The sequence below is a fragment of the Devosia sp. genome (assembly GCF_024707125.1).
Lineage (GTDB): Bacteria > Pseudomonadota > Alphaproteobacteria > Rhizobiales > Devosiaceae > Devosia.
In genome coordinates this window covers 523,142-539,495 of the sequence record NZ_JANQAH010000011.1, presented here as the reverse complement: position 1 = coordinate 539,495, position 16,354 = coordinate 523,142, and the positions used below count along the sequence as shown (strand labels likewise).

The window sequence follows — 16,354 nt, the reverse complement described above, 5'->3', positions numbered from 1 at the left end:
ACGTCGGCTTTGGCCAGGGCGGTGGCGAGATCGTCTTCGTGCGGGTAACCGGCCTCGATATTGGCTTCGAGGACGCTGACCAGGGTGTCGAGGTGCTTTTCGGCGGCGGCGACCGGACCCTTGGTGACGAGATTGAGGCTGAAGCCGCAATCGGGAATGTCGGAATAGGCGTAGCCGGCCATGACGTTGATGGTGAGGATATTGGGATCGCTGGCCTCGATAGTGCGGGCGGCGGCGAGGACGCTCTTCATCGGGTCATTGGCGGAGCCGACGCCGACGGGCGAGATCACGTATTTGGTCGAACGGTGCAAAGCCTTGATATCGGGCTCGCTGAAGGCGCGGTCGAGCAGTTCGGCGGCAGCCACGGCGGATTCATAGGCGTCGGTATGCGGGTTTTCGCGATAGGCGCGGAGGATCGTCGAGTTTTCCACCATGACTTGCGAAATGTTGCCGTGGAGGTCGAGGACGGCGCCGACCGGCAGGTCGTCGCGGCCGGCTGCTTTCAGGCGGTCGCGAATGGTCTTGATGACGAGGCCTTCGACGTCGTCGGAGCCCTCGCTGACCATAGCGCCGTGTAGGACGAGGAAGATGCCGTCGATCTCATTGATGTGGCGGTCGAGACCGGCGAGGAAGTGCTTGAAAAAGGTCAACCACGTCGTCGGTCACCTTGCCGGCCGGCTGGGCCGCCATCTGGATGGTGGGGAGGACGCGCCAGCCGGCCTTTTCGGCATAGTCGATGAAGCCGGCGCTCGGTGAGCCATTGCCGCGGTTCTGGTCCAAGGCCGCCTGACCGATGCGGATGCCGCCATCTTCGAACTGGGCCATGCCGGTCTTGTCGGCGAGGAAGGTGTGGGTCTCGTGATAGAGGCCGCCGAAAAGCACGGTCTTGGACATGATGGGCCTCAGAAGAAGGTCAGGACGCCGTCGATGACGGTGTAGTCGTCGTCGACGATGGGCAGGAAACTCCATTTGTCGAAGGCGGTGCAGGGGTGGGAGACGCCGGAGGCGACGAGGTCGCCTACCTGCCAATCGGTGTCTGCGCCGAGGCGCACATAGGCGTGCTGGTCGTTGGTGGCGAAGATGGTCGCTTCGCCGACGGGCAGGAAGCCGGTGCCGGGGCGGTAGCGCTTGAAAGGGACGGGCAGGCCTGAATCGTAGGGCACGTCGCGCTTGCCCATGGAGAGGAAAGCGAGGCCGGGTTCGGGCATGGACTGGACATAGGCCCAGGCCTCGAGCGCCGGCTGCAGGTCGGATTTCCAGGAGCGGCGCGGATCGGCCTTGGCCTCGTCCTGCGCCTTCTTGTAGGCGCCGGAATCGTTGGTGACGTAGCAGCCTGAGCGCAGCAGCACGCGGACGGGTAGGGGCAGGTCGAGCGTCGAGAAACGGTCGGCGACGATGTCGAAATAGGAGGAACCGCCGCCCGAGAGAATGAATTCGTCGAGGCCGGCATAGAGGCTTTTGGGCAGGGCGCGGGCGATGTCGACGATGCTCTGGGCGAAGGGTTCGACGAGCATCGGGTCTTTGTCGATGCCGGGGACGACGCCTTCGAAGGTGGCGATGCCGGCGAAGCGCACGAGGTTCTGGTCGCTGCTGGCCAGTTTGTTGGCTAGGGCGAGCGCTTCGGCTTCGGTGCGCAGGCCGGTGCGACCACCCTTGGCGCCGATTTCGAGTAGGACCTTGATTGGGCGGATGGGTACATGCTCACGCAGATGCGTGAGCATGTTGTCGAGCTGACTGGCGGAATCGAGAAAGCACGAAAAATCGAATTCCGGGTCGGCATCGATGAGTGCCGCGATGCCGGCGAGGTGCGCCTTGCCGATGAGCTGGTTGGCGAGGAGGACGCGCTTGACGCCGTAGTGGTGCATGACCTGCACCTGATTGGCGGTGGCGGCCGTCATGCCCCAGGCGCCGCCAGCCAATTGCTCGGCGAAGATTTGCGGGCTCATGGTGGTCTTGCCATGGGGCGCGAGGGACAGGTTGTGGCTCGTCAGATATTGCCCGAAGACGCTGGAATTGTGGTCGAGCGCGCTGCGTTTCAGGAGCATCAACGGCATGGGCAGGTCCTCGCGGAGGACGTTCCAGCCTTTGCCGGCAATGTCGTTCAGCGCGAAGGGTTCGGCCGTCGCCGGGATGCCCTTGGTGCGGCCGTCGAGCAGGGTTTTCTGCAGCGCGTCGAGGTTCATCTTCCCGTCCTAGATGGCGTCGAATGCGGAAAGGACGTCGTCGGCATAGGTGGCGAGAGCCACGACGTCGGCGCCGACGCTGAGGAGGTTGTAGCCCATCGAGACATAGTCCTTCACATTGACCTTGCCGGCGACGGTGGCGGCGATCTTGCCGTGCTTGCGGGCGACTTCGGCGACGCGTTCGCGCACCTTGATGATCTCGGGCGCCTGAATCTGGCCGGGAATGCCGAGGCGGACGGAATAGTCGCCGGGGCCAAAGAAGAGGGCGTCGACGCCGTCGATTTCGGCGATGGCTTCGATTTCATCGAGCGCTTCGGGGTCTTCGATCTGGTGGCAGACGAAGCGTTCCTTGTTGGCGGTTTCGAGATAGTCGAGGAAGCCGACGCGGGTGAACATGCCGTCATTGTTGCCTCCATCGACGGCGCGGCGGCCGAGGGGGGCGAACTTGGTCACGTCGCGCACGGCGCGAGCATCGGCGGCGCCCATGACGTGGGGGACGATGAGGCCGGTGGCATCGGCCTCAAGCGGGCGGATATAGTCGGAATAGCTGCCGCGGGCGACGCGGACGAGGCTGTCGACGTCGTAGATTTTCGCAGCGCGGATCTGGTTTTCGATTGCTTCGAGGCTGGCCGAAGTGTGTTCCTGGCAGAGCCAGAGGGCGTCGGGTTGGGCCTGAGCAAAAATCTCGGCAACCTTGGCGTCGAAGGTGTTGAGCTTTAGCACTTTGGCGACGCCGCCGGCGGCGATGGTGCGCAGGACGCGGCTCTTGCGCATGCGGTGCTGGGTGGCGGGGGTGGCGGAATAGAGCTGCTTTTCGGTCATGGCTGTTACTTTGCGGTGTAGCCGCCATCGACCGGGATATTGGTGCCGGTGATGTAGGCGGAGGCATCGGAAGCGAGGAAGACGATGACGCCCATGAGATCGGTCTCATTGGCCATGCGGCCGAGCTGGGTGCGATCGGAATAGTTCTGCACGAAGGGTGCTGGCTGGTTGGAGAAGAGCCCGCCGGGCGAGAGGCAGTTCACCCGGACATTGTCCTTGCCCAGAATGCTGGCGGCCCAGCGGGTGAAATTGATCATCCCGCCCTTTTCGTAGAAGTAGATGGGCGAGGGATTGGGGTTCATGTCGGTGCCGGCATAGTTGCCCATTTCGACCCCGACCATGCCCATCATCGAGCCGATATTGATGATTGAGCCGTACTTGTTGGCGGCCATGGACTTGCCGAAGAGCGAGGTGATCTTGAAGAGGGCCGAGGCGTTGACGCGGAGGCTCCGGTCATAGGCTTCGAGATCGTGGTCCCAGCCATCGGTGGCAGAGCGAGTGACGGCGTTGTTGACCAGGACGTCGCAGCGGCCGCTGCGCTCGAAAATGGTCTTGTGCAAGGCTTCGATGGAAGCGTCGGAGCTCAGATCAAGCGAGAGGGCGGTGACGTCATTGCCGGCTGCGCGTTCCTCGGCGGCGACTGCTTCGAGCTTGGTCTGGTCGCGGGCGGCGAGATAGGTCGTGGCGCCCGCTCCGGCGAGGGCGGCGACGATCTGGCGGCCATAGAGACCTGCGCCACCGGTGCAGAGGGCAACTTTGCCCTTCAATGAAAAAGTGTCGAGAACGCCCATGGGTCAGGCTCCGAAGCTGGAAAGCAGGATTTCAGCGCCGCCGGCCTCGCGGCTTTCTATGCCGGCTATGACCAGTTGCATCAATTCGCGCGTCTGGGCGAAGGGGACGGGTGGCACGCCGGTGCGCAGGAACCCGACATAGCTTTCGAGCTGCGCCTTGAAGGCGGTGTAGGTGTCCTGGCTGCGGAGGGTCACGCCGCCCTCGGTGCCGGCGAGGGTGATGAAGCCGGAGCCGCCGATCTGGTCAGCGGTGACGGTGATGACGATGTCGATGCCCTTGGAATGTTTCAGGTGCACGACATTGCGCTCATAGGTGCCGGTATTGCGGACAGAGACGAAGCCGGGGCCGGTAATCGGGTAGATCGATTCCAGCGCGTGGATGCCGTAGGTCTCCCACTTCTTGGCCATGGTGGCGAAGACTGTGCGCAGGGGGCCGAATTCGTAGGTGGCGCCGTGATAGGGCGCGAATTCCTTGGCAAAGCGCATGCCCGAAGACGAGATGATCGGCTTGCCCTCGGCGATCCAGTTCGAGAAGGTTTCGAGGTCGGCGCGGTTGTCGCAGAGCGGCTTGTCGATGAAGACGGGGAGGCCGGCCTCGACGAAGGGGCGGGCGCGCTCGACGTGCTCAAAACCCTTGTCGGTGGCGACGATGACCGCGTCGACATGGCCGATGACGTCTTCGGCGCGGGTGACGACATTGGCGATCTTTGCCACTGCCGCGACCTGCGGGGCCTCGGCGGGATTGTCGGTCCAGACGTGGGTGACTTCGACACCGGGAATGCCCAGCGTTTCGGGCGGCTGCTTGCCGATATAGTTGATGATCGCCGGATAGGGGCAAGTCTTCAGCGCTTCGGCGTCGTAGCGGCCGTTGATGATCATCGACCAGGAGAAGGGGTGGCCATTGCCCTCGACCATGCCGAGCATGGCGAGGCGGATGGGGCGGTCGGCGAAGGGAAAGCTCATGGAGGTCACCAGGCGGTCCAGCCACCATCTACGCCCAGCACCTGGCCGGTAATGTAGGAGGCAGCATCGGAAACGAGGAATACGGCGGCGCCGGCGGTTTCATGCTGGCGGCCGATGCGGCCCAGCATGGTTTCGGCTTCAAGATTGGCGATGAAATCGGGATGGGTTTCCTGCACCGCAGCATGCGGGAAGGGACCGGGATAAAGCGCGTTTACGCGGATATTCTTCGGGCCATAGTGGCCGGCCATGTAGCGCACCATCTGGTTGAGCCCGGCTTTGCCGACGCCGTATTCGATGGCGTTGGGGGCCATCTTGCCGGGGTAGTTTTTCGGGTCGGGCGAGACGACGCCATACATGGAGGAATAGAGCACCATGGCACCGCCGGGGGCCATTTTACTCGCCGCGGCGCGGGCGAGGAGGAAGGTGCCGGTCAGGTTGATGCGGTTGGCGAGGTCGAAGGTATCGGCGTCGAGCGCGTCAAAGGTCTTGCCGGAATTGAAGGCGGTGGCGGCGATGAGGCCAGAGAGATTGCCGAAGGCCATGGCCGCGCCGTCGACGCAGGCGAGAATCGAGGCTTCGTCGGCCATGTCGAGGGGCAGGGTGGCGACGCCGCCGGTACCGGGCGCCGCGGCGATGGTGGTGCGGGCGACTTCTAGGCGGTCGATGTCGCGGTCGGCGATGATGACATTGGCGCCTTGGGCCTTGAGCAGCAGGCAGACGGGGGTACCGAGGTAGCCGGCGCCGCCGGCGACGAGGACGCTACGGCCTTCTAGAGAAAACATGTTCGGCCTCAGCGGTTTATCGAGACGATGACGCGATCTCGCCAGGACTTTTTGGCGGCAAGGGCGATCTGGAGGTTCTGGCGCGCTTCGCCGAGGGTCGCGAGATGGCAGGGCTTGCCTTCGAGCGCGTCGAGCATGGCGTTGGCCTGGATGGTGAAGCGGGCCTGATGGGCCTCGGTCGGGACGAGGCCGTCCATGTAGTCGTGGCGATCTTTCCACTGGCCGCTGTCGTCGTCGGCAAAGCTGAGGACGGAGTGTTCGAGGAAGAGATTGCCCGATGTGCCGATGAAAGAGGCCTGATTTATATTGGGTTTCTGGAACTGGTTGATGGTCACATTGGCCATGGCGCCGTTTTCGAAACAGATGTTTACGAGGCAGGTATCCTCGGTTTCGGTGCCTTCAAGAACCAGCCGATCATACATGGCGCCGACGGCGACGGGCTGGCCCATGAGCCAGATCAGCATATCGAAAGTGTGGCTGGCGGCATCGAGAATGGCGCCGCCGCCCATCTCCGGGCGGGCATAATAGGTGCGCTGGAAGTCGGGGCGGTATTTGGGAAATTCCTGCGAGGAATTGACGTAGGCGAGCTTTAGCGAACCGATCTTTCCGTCATGGATTTGTTGACGGACTGCTAGCACCTCGGGGGCGATGCGGCGGATATAGCCGACCCTGGCGAGGATGCCGGCGCTTTCGACGGCTTCGAGCGCGGCGTCGACGCCATCCATGGTCACGGCGAGGGGCTTTTCGACCATGAAGGGGAGCTTCGCGGCGGCGCACTTAAGCATGAGCGGTACATGCAGATGGGCCGGGGCGCAGATGACGGCGAGATCGAAGGCTGAGAGGTCGGCGTCATCGAGATCGGCGTAGCTGCCGACGAGCGAAAACATCGCTTCGGCCTCGGCGCGACGCTCGGGGTGCGGCTCGACGATGGCAAGGCTCGCCCGCCCCGTCGCCGCATAGCCGCGCAGGTGCCGGCGACCAATGCCGCCGCTGCCGATAATCAGAACCCTCTTCATTCGATCCCCATCCCCTCGGATCAAGCGCAATTTATGAATGCCGCTTGACACCCCAAAAAACTATGTTGTTATGTTAATGAGATAGCTTAGGGTGTCAATAACGGTTTTAGCGGCTTAACGAGGGTGTTGGGCCGGAATTCCCGAGAAAGATAGAACGATCTTTCGTCAAACAGACATTCTGCGCTAATTCGTGAAACAATTTTTTCAGGAGGGCCGTCATTTATGTCGAAAATAGCGTCTCCTGAAGCGCCAAAGGTCAATTCTTTCAACGTTCATAGCAGTTTTGGTCGACCAAAGATGAATAATTTGACACCAAATTCAGGTTCGTGGTTGCGTGTAAGGCGCGACCATGAGGAGGAAGCGGTGACTTTGGGGGCGGCTGAAATCGCTGGCATGCTGGCGGAAGAAGTGCATGCGGGCATTCTTGAAGTGGGGGCCATGCTTCCCTCCGAGCGTGATCTTTGCGAGCGCTTCGGCGTGGGCCGGACGACGATCCGCGAGGCGGTGAAGCGTCTCGAAGGCATGCGGCTGGTGGAGCTGCGCAAGGGATATCGACCACGGGTCGCCTATCCCACGCTGACCCAGCTCATGGGCAGTATTTCGGCGGCTTCGGGGCTGTTCTTTCGGGGCACCGAGGGTGGTGCGCATATGGAGCAGGCGCGGCTGTTTCTCGAAACGAGCCTTGCCCGCTATGCGGCGCAATCGGCGACGCCGGCCCAGATCGGCAAGATGGTTGCGGCCATCGAGAAGGGTGACAAGGCGCTCGACGACTTGCCGGCGTTCCGGATTGCCGATGTGGAATTTCACCGGGCGCTGGCCGAAGTGCCGGGCAATCCGATCTTCGTAGCGCTGCACGATGCGTTCGTGGGTGGGCTGATGATGTCGCGGCCGGGGCCGAAGGACGTCGTGAGCCACAACCGGCGCAGCAATGACGAACACAAGGGCGTGGTCCAGGCCATCATCGCGCATGACGCGGAGGCCGCTGTCACCATCCTGACCAAACACCTGACGCGTAATTACGCGATCTACGTCAATCACGTGCTGACCCCGATCGGGGACGGCAACCAGAATTCGGAGGTGTGATCCAGGGTCTTTAACTCGTTGCGGTGTGGAGACCGCGACCGTCCGGCGTCACCGAGTGGGGATTCGGCCCGGACCAAATTGAACAAGTTTCATAACAGGGGAACGCAGATGCAATTCAAGAAACTCATCGCCGTCGGCCTTGCCGCGCTGATGTCGACGACTGCGATCGGTGCCGCCGTGGCCCAGCCGATCAATGAGAACCCATTGTCCGATCCGCGCGTGCGCCAGGCTATTGCCTACGCCATCGACATGGACACCATCATCGAGACCATTTTTGAAGGCCAGGCCGTTCGTGCCATTGGCATGCTTCCAGATGGTCCGAACAAGCCGACCGATCTCATCCACTACGACTACGATCCGGACAAGGCGCGTGCGCTTCTGGCCGAAGCGGGCTGGGATTCAGGCCGCGAACTCGACGTCGTCTATTACTATACTGACCAGGCGACCGCCGACCTGATGGCCGCGCTCCAGGCCTATCTGGCCGATGTCGGCATCACCATGAACTACCGCCTGGTTGAAGGCGACGTTGCTTCGCAGATCGCCGTCGTGCCGGATGATCCGGTGAACGGGCCGTCCAAGGTGACCTGGGACATGCTCTACGGCGCCCGCGCCGCGCTGGCCCTGCAGGAATATTTCAACCGCTACGCCTATGGCCTCAAGCCGATGATCCCGAACATTCCGCGGATGAACGAGCTCGTCGCCAAGGTGAACGGCACGACCGATCCCGAAGTGCAGCGTGAGGGCTACTTCGAGATGGAACACATCATCAATGAGAGTGTGTACCAGATCCCCCTCTACTATCAGCAGCTCTATACCTATGAGAGCGACCGTCTGCACCGCAACGATGCCCCCTATGGCAACGAGCAGTACAACTACAATTGGGGCGTCGAGACCTGGACGATCGATCCTGATGCCTCGGGCAAGGGTGTGCTCTACACCAATGCCGGCCCGGCGCAGTTCTTCGAAGTGCCGTGGCAGAATCTCGGTATCTGGGTCGCGAACAAGTTCGCCTTCGACACCGTGCTCGAGGCTGATGGCGCGCTGACCCCGATTGGCGGCGAAATGGCCGACACCTATGAGATCAGTGAAGATGGGCTGACCTTCACCTTCACGCTCAAGGACGGTCTGACCTGGCATGACGGTGCACCGATCACGGCCGAAGACATCGTCTGGTCGATCGGCGCGGCGGCCAAGTTCCCGGTCACGCATCCGGTGGTGCAGTCGACGCTGAAGAAGATCGAAGGGGCTGATGCCTTTATCAAGGGCGAAGCCGAAACGCTGGCTGGTGTCAGTGCCGAGGGCAATACCGTGACGGTAAAGTTCTCGACGCTCGACCCCAATGTGCTGCTGACCTTCAGCCAGTTTGCACCGCTGCCGTCCAAGCACTTCGAAGGTGTCGACCCGGTGACGCTGCAGCAGGCGCCGTTCTGGCAGAAGCCGATCGGCTCGGGCCCGTTCAAGATCGATGAAGTGGTGATGAACGACTACACCACGCTCGTTCCCTTCGAGGGCTATCACAAGGGCACGCCGAAGATCGAACAGATCATCGCCCGTCCTTCGAGCGACAATGACGGCAACCTCCTGGTCAATGCCCAGGCCCAGAAGGCCGACTTCGGCTACACCAAGGCGGCCGGCGACGTGCCGGGCCTTCAGGCCCTCGACTACATGAATGTCCACCCGATCGACATTCCCTATACCCGCATGCTCTGGATCAACCAGTTCCCGCATCCGACGAAGTGACCCTGACTGTGGGGGCATTGGCAGCAATGCCGATGCTCCCACGTCTTTTTTCCTTTTATTGACGGGGATTGGCCAGACACCATGCTGACCTACATAATCAGGCGCGTCCTGATCCTGATCCCGATGGCTTTTGTCATCTGCTTCCTGGTCTATCTGGGACTTGAACTCACGCCGGGAGACGCTGTCTCCCACATGATCAATCCCGATGCCGCGGGCAGCATGAATCCGACCCAGCTCGAAGCCCTGCGTCAATCGCTGGGGCTCGGACAGCCGTTCCATGTGCGGTTCTGGTCGTGGTTCACCAATCTCCTGCAGGGCAATTTCGGCTACTCGATGAGTGGCGGCGTGCCCATTGCCAATATCATTGCCACGCGCCTGCCGGCGACGCTGGAACTGGCGGCGGTAGCACTGGTCTTTTCGACCCTGATCGGCAGCCTTCTCGGCGTCCTCAGTGCCCTCAAGCGGGGCAGCAAGACCGATAGCGCTCTCACCGTTATCGGCATGCTTGGCGTCTCGATCCCCGAATTCTTCTTCGGTCTTGTTGCCATTTCGATCTTTGCGCTGAACCTGGGATGGTTCCCGGTCGGCGGCCGCTCCATGCCCGGCTATGTCACGCTCTGGGACCGGCTGCCGCATATGGTGATGCCGGCCATGGTGCTCTCGATCATGCTGACGGCAGGCGTGATGCGCTATGCGCGCTCGTCCATGCTCGATGCGCTGAGCCGCGATTTCATCAAGACCGCCCGCTCGAAGGGCCTGCCGGAATGGCGGGTCAATCTGCTGCACGGGTTTCGCGTGGCGCTGACCCCGGTCGTGGTGCTCATCGGCTTCCGCCTGCCGGTTCTCATTGGCGGTTCGGTGATCATCGAGCAGGTGTTTCAGTGGCCGGGCATCGGCAATGAATTCATCTCCGCCGTGCGTTCGCAGGATTATCCGGTGGTGATGACCATCGCGCTGCTCTCGGTCATGGCGGTGCTCGTTGCCAGCCTCATCGTCGATATTCTGACCGCGGTGATCGATCCGCGCGTGCGGCTGGGAGAATAGTCCATGTCAGGCCCCACCTACCCAACCACACGCCGCCGCACCCGGCTCGATGCGCAGTTCGACCGCATCCGCGCCCGTGAAGAAGCCGGCCTTGCCAAGTCCGGCGGCGGCTCGCGCGCGGTCAAGAAATTCCTCAACAATCGCCTTGCCGTCTTTGGCCTTATCGTCTTTGCCATCATCATTCTCTCGTCGATCTTTGCGCCGCTGCTGACGCCCTATGATCCCAACAAGATCGACCTGCGCGGCATGTTGCAGGCGCCGAGCTGGGAGCACTGGTTCGGTACCGACCGGACGGGGCGCGATCTCTTCGCGCGTGTGCTCTATGGCGGCCGGATTTCCATTCTGGTGGGTCTGGGAAGCGCCATCCTGGCCGCGATCATCGGTGTGTTGATCGGCGTCTATACCGGCTATGTCGGCGGATGGCTCGATGCGCTGGCCATGCGCGTCTCGGAAATCTTCATGTCGTTTCCGCAGATCATTCTCGTCTTGATGCTGGTCTCGATCATGGGCCAGTCGCTGGTCAACCTGATGCTGATCTTTACCCTCACCGGTTGGGGCGGCATCTACCGCATGGCTCGTGCGCGCATGCTGAGCCTCCGCGAAGAAGAATATGTGCTGGCCCTGCGCAGTTTTGGGCTTAGCCGCCCGCTGATTGCCTATAAGCACATGCTGCCCAACGCGTTGGGGCCGATCATGGTCAATATCACGCTCTCGACGGCGGCCTTTATTCTGCAGGAAGCGGGTTTGAGCTTCCTTGGGCTCGGCGTGCCGCTTTCCATTCCGACCTGGGGCAATATTCTCAATGTGGCGCAGGACATTCGCGTGCTGCAGACCAATTGGTGGATCTGGCTGCCGGTGGGCATGGTGATCTCGCTCTTCGTGCTGAGCGTCAATTTCATCGGCGATGGTCTGCGCGATGCGACCGATCCGAGCCAGCAGGGGTGATGCGATGACCGCTACTCAAGACATCGCCATCAGCGTGCGCGATCTCAAAACGTTCTTCTATACGAACAACCGCTGCAACAAGGCGCTCAACGGCGTGTCCTTCGACATCAAGAAGGGCAAGACGCTGTGCATTGTGGGGGAGAGCGGCTGCGGGAAATCCGTGACCGCCGCCTCGATCATGCAGCTCTTGCCGACGCTGTCGCGGATCGAGCAGGGCGAGATCATCTATCACGCCGACCGCGGCGACATTCCGCTCCATGCGCTCGAAAAGAACGGGCGGCATATGCGGCGCATTCGCGGGGCCGAGATCGCCATGATCTTCCAGGACCCGATGACGGCGCTGAACCCGGTCTATTCCGTCGGTTTCCAGATCAAGGAAAGCCTCAAATACCATATGAAGATGGTGGGGCAGGCGGCGCATCAGAAGGCGATTTCCCTGCTCAAGGAAATGGGCATTGCCCTGCCGGAAAAGCGGGTGAACGACTTTCCGCACCGCTATTCGGGCGGCATGCGCCAGCGCGCCATGATCGCCATGGCCATGGCCTGCAGCCCAAAGGTGCTGATTGCCGACGAGCCAACGACGGCGCTCGACGTGACCATTCAGGCCCAGATCTTTGAGCTGATGGACAAGCTCAAGCGCGAGCATGGCACGGGGATCATGCTGATCACCCATGACATGGGCGTGGTGGCCGAACTCGCTGACGATGTGGCCGTGATGTATATGGGCAATATTGTCGAGGCGGGGACGGTGGACGAAGTGCTGCGCCAGCCGACCCATCCCTATACCAAGGCGCTGCTCGCCTCGGTGCCGGTGCTCGGCAAGGGCAAGAACCAGGACATCAAAGCTATTCGCGGCTCGACGCCCGATCCGCTCAATCGACCCAAGGGCTGCCAGTTTGCCGGCCGCTGCGACTTCGCAACGGCGCAGTGCCAGACCATGCCCGAAGAAACCCATATTACGCCGACCCATCGGGTCATGTGCTGGCGCTACAAGGAGCTGGTCCCCAATGGTTGAGAACAAGGACGTTATCCTGCGCTTGCGCGGGGTGAAGGCGCATTTCCCGGTCAAGGCGGGCGTGTTCAAGCGCACGGTGGGCCATGTGCGGGCCGTCGATGGCGTTGATATCGATGTCTATCGCGGAGAAGTGTTGGGGCTCGTGGGGGAGAGCGGCTGTGGCAAGACCACGCTGGGCAAGACCATTTTGCAGCTCGTGCGCTCGACTGAGGGCGAGATCGTCTATCGCTCGCCGCAGGACGAGGAATCGGACCTGACCAAGCTCGACAATGCGGGGCTAGTGCCGTTTCGCAAGCGCTTGCAGATCGTGTTTCAGGACCCGCATTCCTCGCTCAACCCGGCTTTTACGATCTTTGGATCGCTGGAAGATCCGCTGAAGAAGTATGGTGTGAAATCGCGGGAAGAACGCCGAAAGATTATTGGCGATCTGCTCGAAGCGGTGAACATGCGGCGCGAATATATGGATCGCTATCCGCATGAATTTTCCGGCGGGCAGCGGCAGCGCATCGGCATTGCGCGGGCGCTGAGCATCGAGCCGGAACTGATCGTCTGCGACGAGGCTGTGTCGGCGCTCGATGTCTCGATCCAGGCGCAGGTGCTGCAGCTTCTTATGAAGCTCAAGGATGAGCGCAAGCTCACCTATATCTTCATCACGCATGACCTCAGCGTCACCGAATATATCTGTGACCGGGTGGCGGTGATGTATCTCGGCAAGGTCGTGGAGCTCTGTCGCTCCGAGGACCTTTTCGCCAATAACCTCCACCCCTATACCGAGGCGCTGCTCTCGGCCATTCCGGTGGCCGATCTCGACAAGAAGAGCGAGCGCATCGTCTTGCAGGGCGACGTGCCGAGCCCGGTCAATCCACCTTCGGGGTGTCCGTTCCATCCGCGCTGCCGCTACGCTAGGGATGTCTGCAAGTCCGTGGTGCCGCCGCTCAAGCGCTATCAAACCGGCGGGCACGAGCACTTTGCCGCCTGCCATCTCATCGATCTGCCGGAAGCGACGGAAGAGCCCGTCGCCATTTCGGCCTGACCTTTCAACCCGGAGACGGAATTGTCTGCACTTTCCAAGATCAAGGGCGTGTTGCCCGCGCTTGTTACCCCGTTCGACGAGCACGAGAATTTTGACGAGGGGCGCATGCGCGCTGTCGTCGATTTTCTCATCAACCGCGGTGTCGACGGGCTCTATGTGACCGGCAGCACCGGCGAGGCTTTCATGATGTCGCCCGAGGAGCGCAAGCGGGCGCTTGAGGTGGTGACGGATGAGGTCAAGGGCCGGGTGCCGGTGATTGCCCATATCGGGGCGATCAGCACGAGCCTATCCATTGATCTGGCCAAGCACGCCGAGAAGGTGGGCGCGGATGCGCTGTCTTCGGTGCCGCCTTTTTATTGGGGGTTTTCGCAGGACCAGATCGTTTCCTACTATACTGACATCACGGCCTCGACCGGGCTGCCGATGTGCGCCTATAACGTGCCGCTGGCGGGGTTGTTTGGCTTCGATCTGATCAAGAAGCTGGCCGATATTCCCGGTGTCGAGGGCATCAAATATACCGCGACCACCCATCACGAGATCATGCGGATCAAGGCCGAGATCGGGTCGGATTTCATCATCTATTCGGGTGCCGACGAGATGGCCATGTCGGGCCTCGCCTTTGGCGCCGATGGCATTATCGGCAGCTTCTACAATTCCATTCCCGAGGTCTATCTGGCGCTGAATGCGGCGGTGGCGGCCGGCGACATGGAAAAGGCCAAGGCGCTGCAGGAAGTGGGCAATGCCATTATCTTCTTCACGCTGGCGCGCAATCCGATTGCGGCGATCAAGCGGGCCATGGCCTGGCAGGGGGCGGATGCCGGTTATTGCCGCAAGCCGTTCGGCAATTTCTACACCGAGGTCGAGGAAGAAAAGCTCAAGGACGAGTTCCGTGCTTTCAAGGCGGAACGCGGCCTGACGGGCGTCAACTTCCTCGACGCGATCTAGAGAATGGTGGGCGAGGCCGAGATGAACGACAATCGAAAGCCTCGCCTTTCCGGCAACTGGGCCTCGCTGCTGCTGCCGATCAATGCGGATGAGAGCATCGACTTCGCACGCTTGTCCCAGGCGATCGATGTGCTGATCGCGGCCGGGGTGGACGGCATCTATTCCAATGGCACGGCCTCGGAATTCTATGCGCAGACCGAGGCCGAGTTCGACGCCATCCAGGCGCAGCTGGCAGAGAAATGTCGCGCGGCGGGGATGAGCTTCATGATCGGCGCGAGCCAGACCGATCCCGTCCTGCAATTGGCTCGGATCCGCCGCGCTGCGGCGCTGCGGCCGCGTGCCATTCAGGTCATCCTCCCCGACTGGTGGCCTGTGTCGAACGAGGAAGCCCGGACTTTTCTGCTGCGGGCGTCGGAGGCCGCTGAAGGCACCGAGCTGGTGCTCTACAATCCGCCACATGCCAAGCGCGTGTTGGCGCCGTCCGACATAGCTGTGGCGACCGCGGGCACTGCCGTTACTGCCACCAAATTGAGCCTTGTGGGCGAGACGTTCTATGCCGAGGCGCGACGGCACCTGCAGCATCTGGCTGTCTTTGTGCCGGGGCATCATCTGGCGACGGGTGTTCGGGAAGGCGTGGCGGCGGGCGCGTTTTCCAACATTGCCTGCCTCTCGCCGCGCGGTGCGCAGCGCTGGACCGACATGATGGCTAGCGATCTCGATACGGCGCTCGAATGGGAGGGCCGTATCCGCGCCTTCATCACCGAGCATATCCTGCCCTTTGCGCAGGCGGGCTATTCCAACGCAGCGCTCGACAAGCTGCTGGCCTCTATTGGAGGCTGGGCCGATGTGGGCACGCGGTTGCGCATGCCCTATGGCTCGATCGATGCGGCCGAAGTGCCGGCGCTACGCCGGGCAGCGCGGGCGCTTATTCCCGAAATCATGAGCGCATGAAGGCGTGAACGTCGGTTCGCGCCGCATCGACCAGGCCTCGGGCCGTGTCGTGGAAGAGGGCTTCGCGCTGCGTGGTGCTGAGGCCCAGTTGGCGGGCGCCGCGCTTCATGGCGCGCAATTGCTCGTAGCGGATATAGGTCATGCGGGGATCGCAATGGCCGAGCGAAAGCTGGTGGTTGGTTTCGGACAGGAAGGCCCAGGCAAAGCCGAAGGCGATGTATTTGCCGCGCATGGGGCCGATCATGTCGTCGCTGCCATACATGACGCGGTCGACGCCGACGCCATCGTAGAGCGCGTCGAGGGCATCGGCCTCGCAGACGGTGGAGGTGTCGTACCAGACATTGGGCAGGCCGCGCAGGCTCGCGGCGGCTTTCTCGATGGCCCAGGCGGAGTAGGAGCGGGCGCAATGGGCGAGAATCCAGCGCACGCGCGGGTATTTTTCGGAGAGGCGCAGCATTTCCGAGATGTTGTCGGGGTCCGAAATGGCCCGGCGCTTGGAGAGATGCATCATGACGATGAGGCCGAGACGATCGGCCAGGGCGATCTGGTGCTCGGGGAGGAAGTCGGTGATCCCGGCCTCGGCGCGGTCGGCATTGGTCGCGTAGACCAAGTAGGGTTTCAGGCCGATGGCGCCGGTGCGCTTGAGAGTGGCGAGGATTTCGGCCTCGCTCATGCCGGGATGGACCAGCATCAGGGCGGCGGAATCTTTGCTCCTGGCGGCTTCATTGGCGACGTAGGTGTTGGAGCCATCGAAGTCGCATTGGCCGGCAAAGGGGAAGGGGAATGCCAGGCGCTCGACCTTTCGGCCCGGCAGGAGGGCGGCGTCGATTTCGTCGGCCAGTTTGGTCGTCACTTCGGGGAAATAGCGGCCGATGCTGGGGGCGTAGGGGCCGGTCTCCTTGTCGGGATTGAGGTTGAAGGCCCAGCGATAAATGTGGGTGTGCACGTCAAAGACGCGCTCCGGTACGAAGCCGTCCAGCTCCTCCGCCCAGATGCGTTGGTCGAGATCGGTGGGCGTGAAATCGTACATGGCGCTGCTCC

15 protein-coding genes and 1 pseudogene are annotated in these 16,354 nt (G+C 62.0%); 8 read left to right on the top strand and 8 right to left on the bottom strand.

The features are described 5' to 3' along the window. Positions 1-65: 65 nt before the first annotated feature. From NVV77_RS17435 to NVV77_RS17405, 7 genes and pseudogenes are all read right to left on the bottom strand, one after another. A pseudogene (locus NVV77_RS17435) lies at positions 66-825 on the bottom strand (M81 family metallopeptidase); the annotation flags it as partial. A 77-nt stretch (positions 826-902) separates the two neighbouring features. Next, positions 903-2,183: an amino acid deaminase gene (locus tag NVV77_RS17430; RefSeq protein ID WP_295415227.1), complete on the bottom strand. Its 1,281-nt coding sequence runs from the start codon at positions 2,181-2,183 to the stop codon at positions 903-905. Positions 2,184-2,192: 9 nt separating this feature from the next. After that, entirely contained in the window at positions 2,193-3,005 is an 813-nt protein-coding gene (locus tag NVV77_RS17425) for an aldolase/citrate lyase family protein (RefSeq protein ID WP_295415226.1), read from the bottom strand. A gap of 5 nt (positions 3,006-3,010) precedes the next feature. Continuing rightward, complete coding sequence (locus NVV77_RS17420; protein ID WP_295415225.1) at positions 3,011-3,796, bottom strand: SDR family oxidoreductase; 786 nt, start codon at positions 3,794-3,796, stop codon at positions 3,011-3,013. A 3-nt stretch (positions 3,797-3,799) separates the two neighbouring features. Then, on the bottom strand, positions 3,800-4,759 hold the full coding sequence (locus NVV77_RS17415; protein ID WP_295415224.1) for a Gfo/Idh/MocA family oxidoreductase: 960 nt from the start codon (positions 4,757-4,759) through the stop codon (positions 3,800-3,802). Between the two features lie 5 nt (positions 4,760-4,764). Next, on the bottom strand, positions 4,765-5,541 hold the full coding sequence (locus tag NVV77_RS17410; RefSeq protein WP_295415223.1) for an SDR family oxidoreductase: 777 nt from the start codon (positions 5,539-5,541) through the stop codon (positions 4,765-4,767). An 8-nt stretch (positions 5,542-5,549) separates the two neighbouring features. After that, the gene (locus NVV77_RS17405) at positions 5,550-6,557 is read right to left on the bottom strand and encodes a Gfo/Idh/MocA family oxidoreductase (protein ID WP_295415222.1); all 1,008 of its coding nucleotides are present in this window, start codon (positions 6,555-6,557) and stop codon (positions 5,550-5,552) included. A 363-nt stretch (positions 6,558-6,920) separates the two neighbouring features. Between NVV77_RS17405 and NVV77_RS17400 the strand changes: the two genes are divergently transcribed. The 8 genes from NVV77_RS17400 to NVV77_RS17365 all read left to right on the top strand — a co-directional run bounded on the left by NVV77_RS17400 (position 6,921) and on the right by NVV77_RS17365 (position 15,313). Continuing rightward, positions 6,921-7,640, top strand: coding sequence for an FCD domain-containing protein (locus tag NVV77_RS17400; RefSeq protein ID WP_295415221.1), 720 nt, complete (start codon positions 6,921-6,923; stop codon positions 7,638-7,640). A 108-nt stretch (positions 7,641-7,748) separates the two neighbouring features. After that, positions 7,749-9,380 carry an ABC transporter substrate-binding protein gene (locus tag NVV77_RS17395; RefSeq protein ID WP_295415220.1) on the top strand — a complete coding sequence of 544 codons (1,632 nt, stop codon included), beginning with the start codon at positions 7,749-7,751 and terminating at the stop codon, positions 9,378-9,380. Positions 9,381-9,461: 81 nt separating this feature from the next. Beyond that, entirely contained in the window at positions 9,462-10,424 is a 963-nt protein-coding gene (locus tag NVV77_RS17390) for an ABC transporter permease (RefSeq protein ID WP_295415219.1), read from the top strand. 3 nt (positions 10,425-10,427) lie between these two features. After that, a complete protein-coding gene (locus NVV77_RS17385; RefSeq protein WP_295415218.1) occupies positions 10,428-11,369 on the top strand; it encodes an ABC transporter permease in 942 nt (313 codons plus the stop codon). A 4-nt stretch (positions 11,370-11,373) separates the two neighbouring features. Further along, entirely contained in the window at positions 11,374-12,384 is a 1,011-nt protein-coding gene (locus NVV77_RS17380; protein ID WP_295415217.1) for an ABC transporter ATP-binding protein, read from the top strand. Then, positions 12,377-13,417, top strand: a complete 1,041-nt coding sequence (locus NVV77_RS17375) for an ABC transporter ATP-binding protein (protein WP_295415216.1) — start codon at positions 12,377-12,379, stop codon at positions 13,415-13,417. The genes NVV77_RS17380 and NVV77_RS17375 overlap by 8 nt, the downstream gene beginning before the upstream one ends. 21 nt (positions 13,418-13,438) lie before the next feature. Next, positions 13,439-14,362 carry a dihydrodipicolinate synthase family protein gene (locus NVV77_RS17370; RefSeq protein WP_295415215.1) on the top strand — a complete coding sequence of 308 codons (924 nt, stop codon included), beginning with the start codon at positions 13,439-13,441 and terminating at the stop codon, positions 14,360-14,362. Positions 14,363-14,383: 21 nt separating this feature from the next. Beyond that, entirely contained in the window at positions 14,384-15,313 is a 930-nt protein-coding gene (locus NVV77_RS17365) for a dihydrodipicolinate synthase family protein (protein WP_295415214.1), read from the top strand. On the opposite strand, the gene NVV77_RS17360 is transcribed toward NVV77_RS17365, so the two are convergent. Further along, entirely contained in the window at positions 15,300-16,343 is a 1,044-nt protein-coding gene (locus NVV77_RS17360) for an amidohydrolase family protein (RefSeq protein ID WP_295415213.1), read from the bottom strand. The genes NVV77_RS17365 and NVV77_RS17360 overlap by 14 nt on opposite strands. Positions 16,344-16,354: the final 11 nt, after the last annotated feature.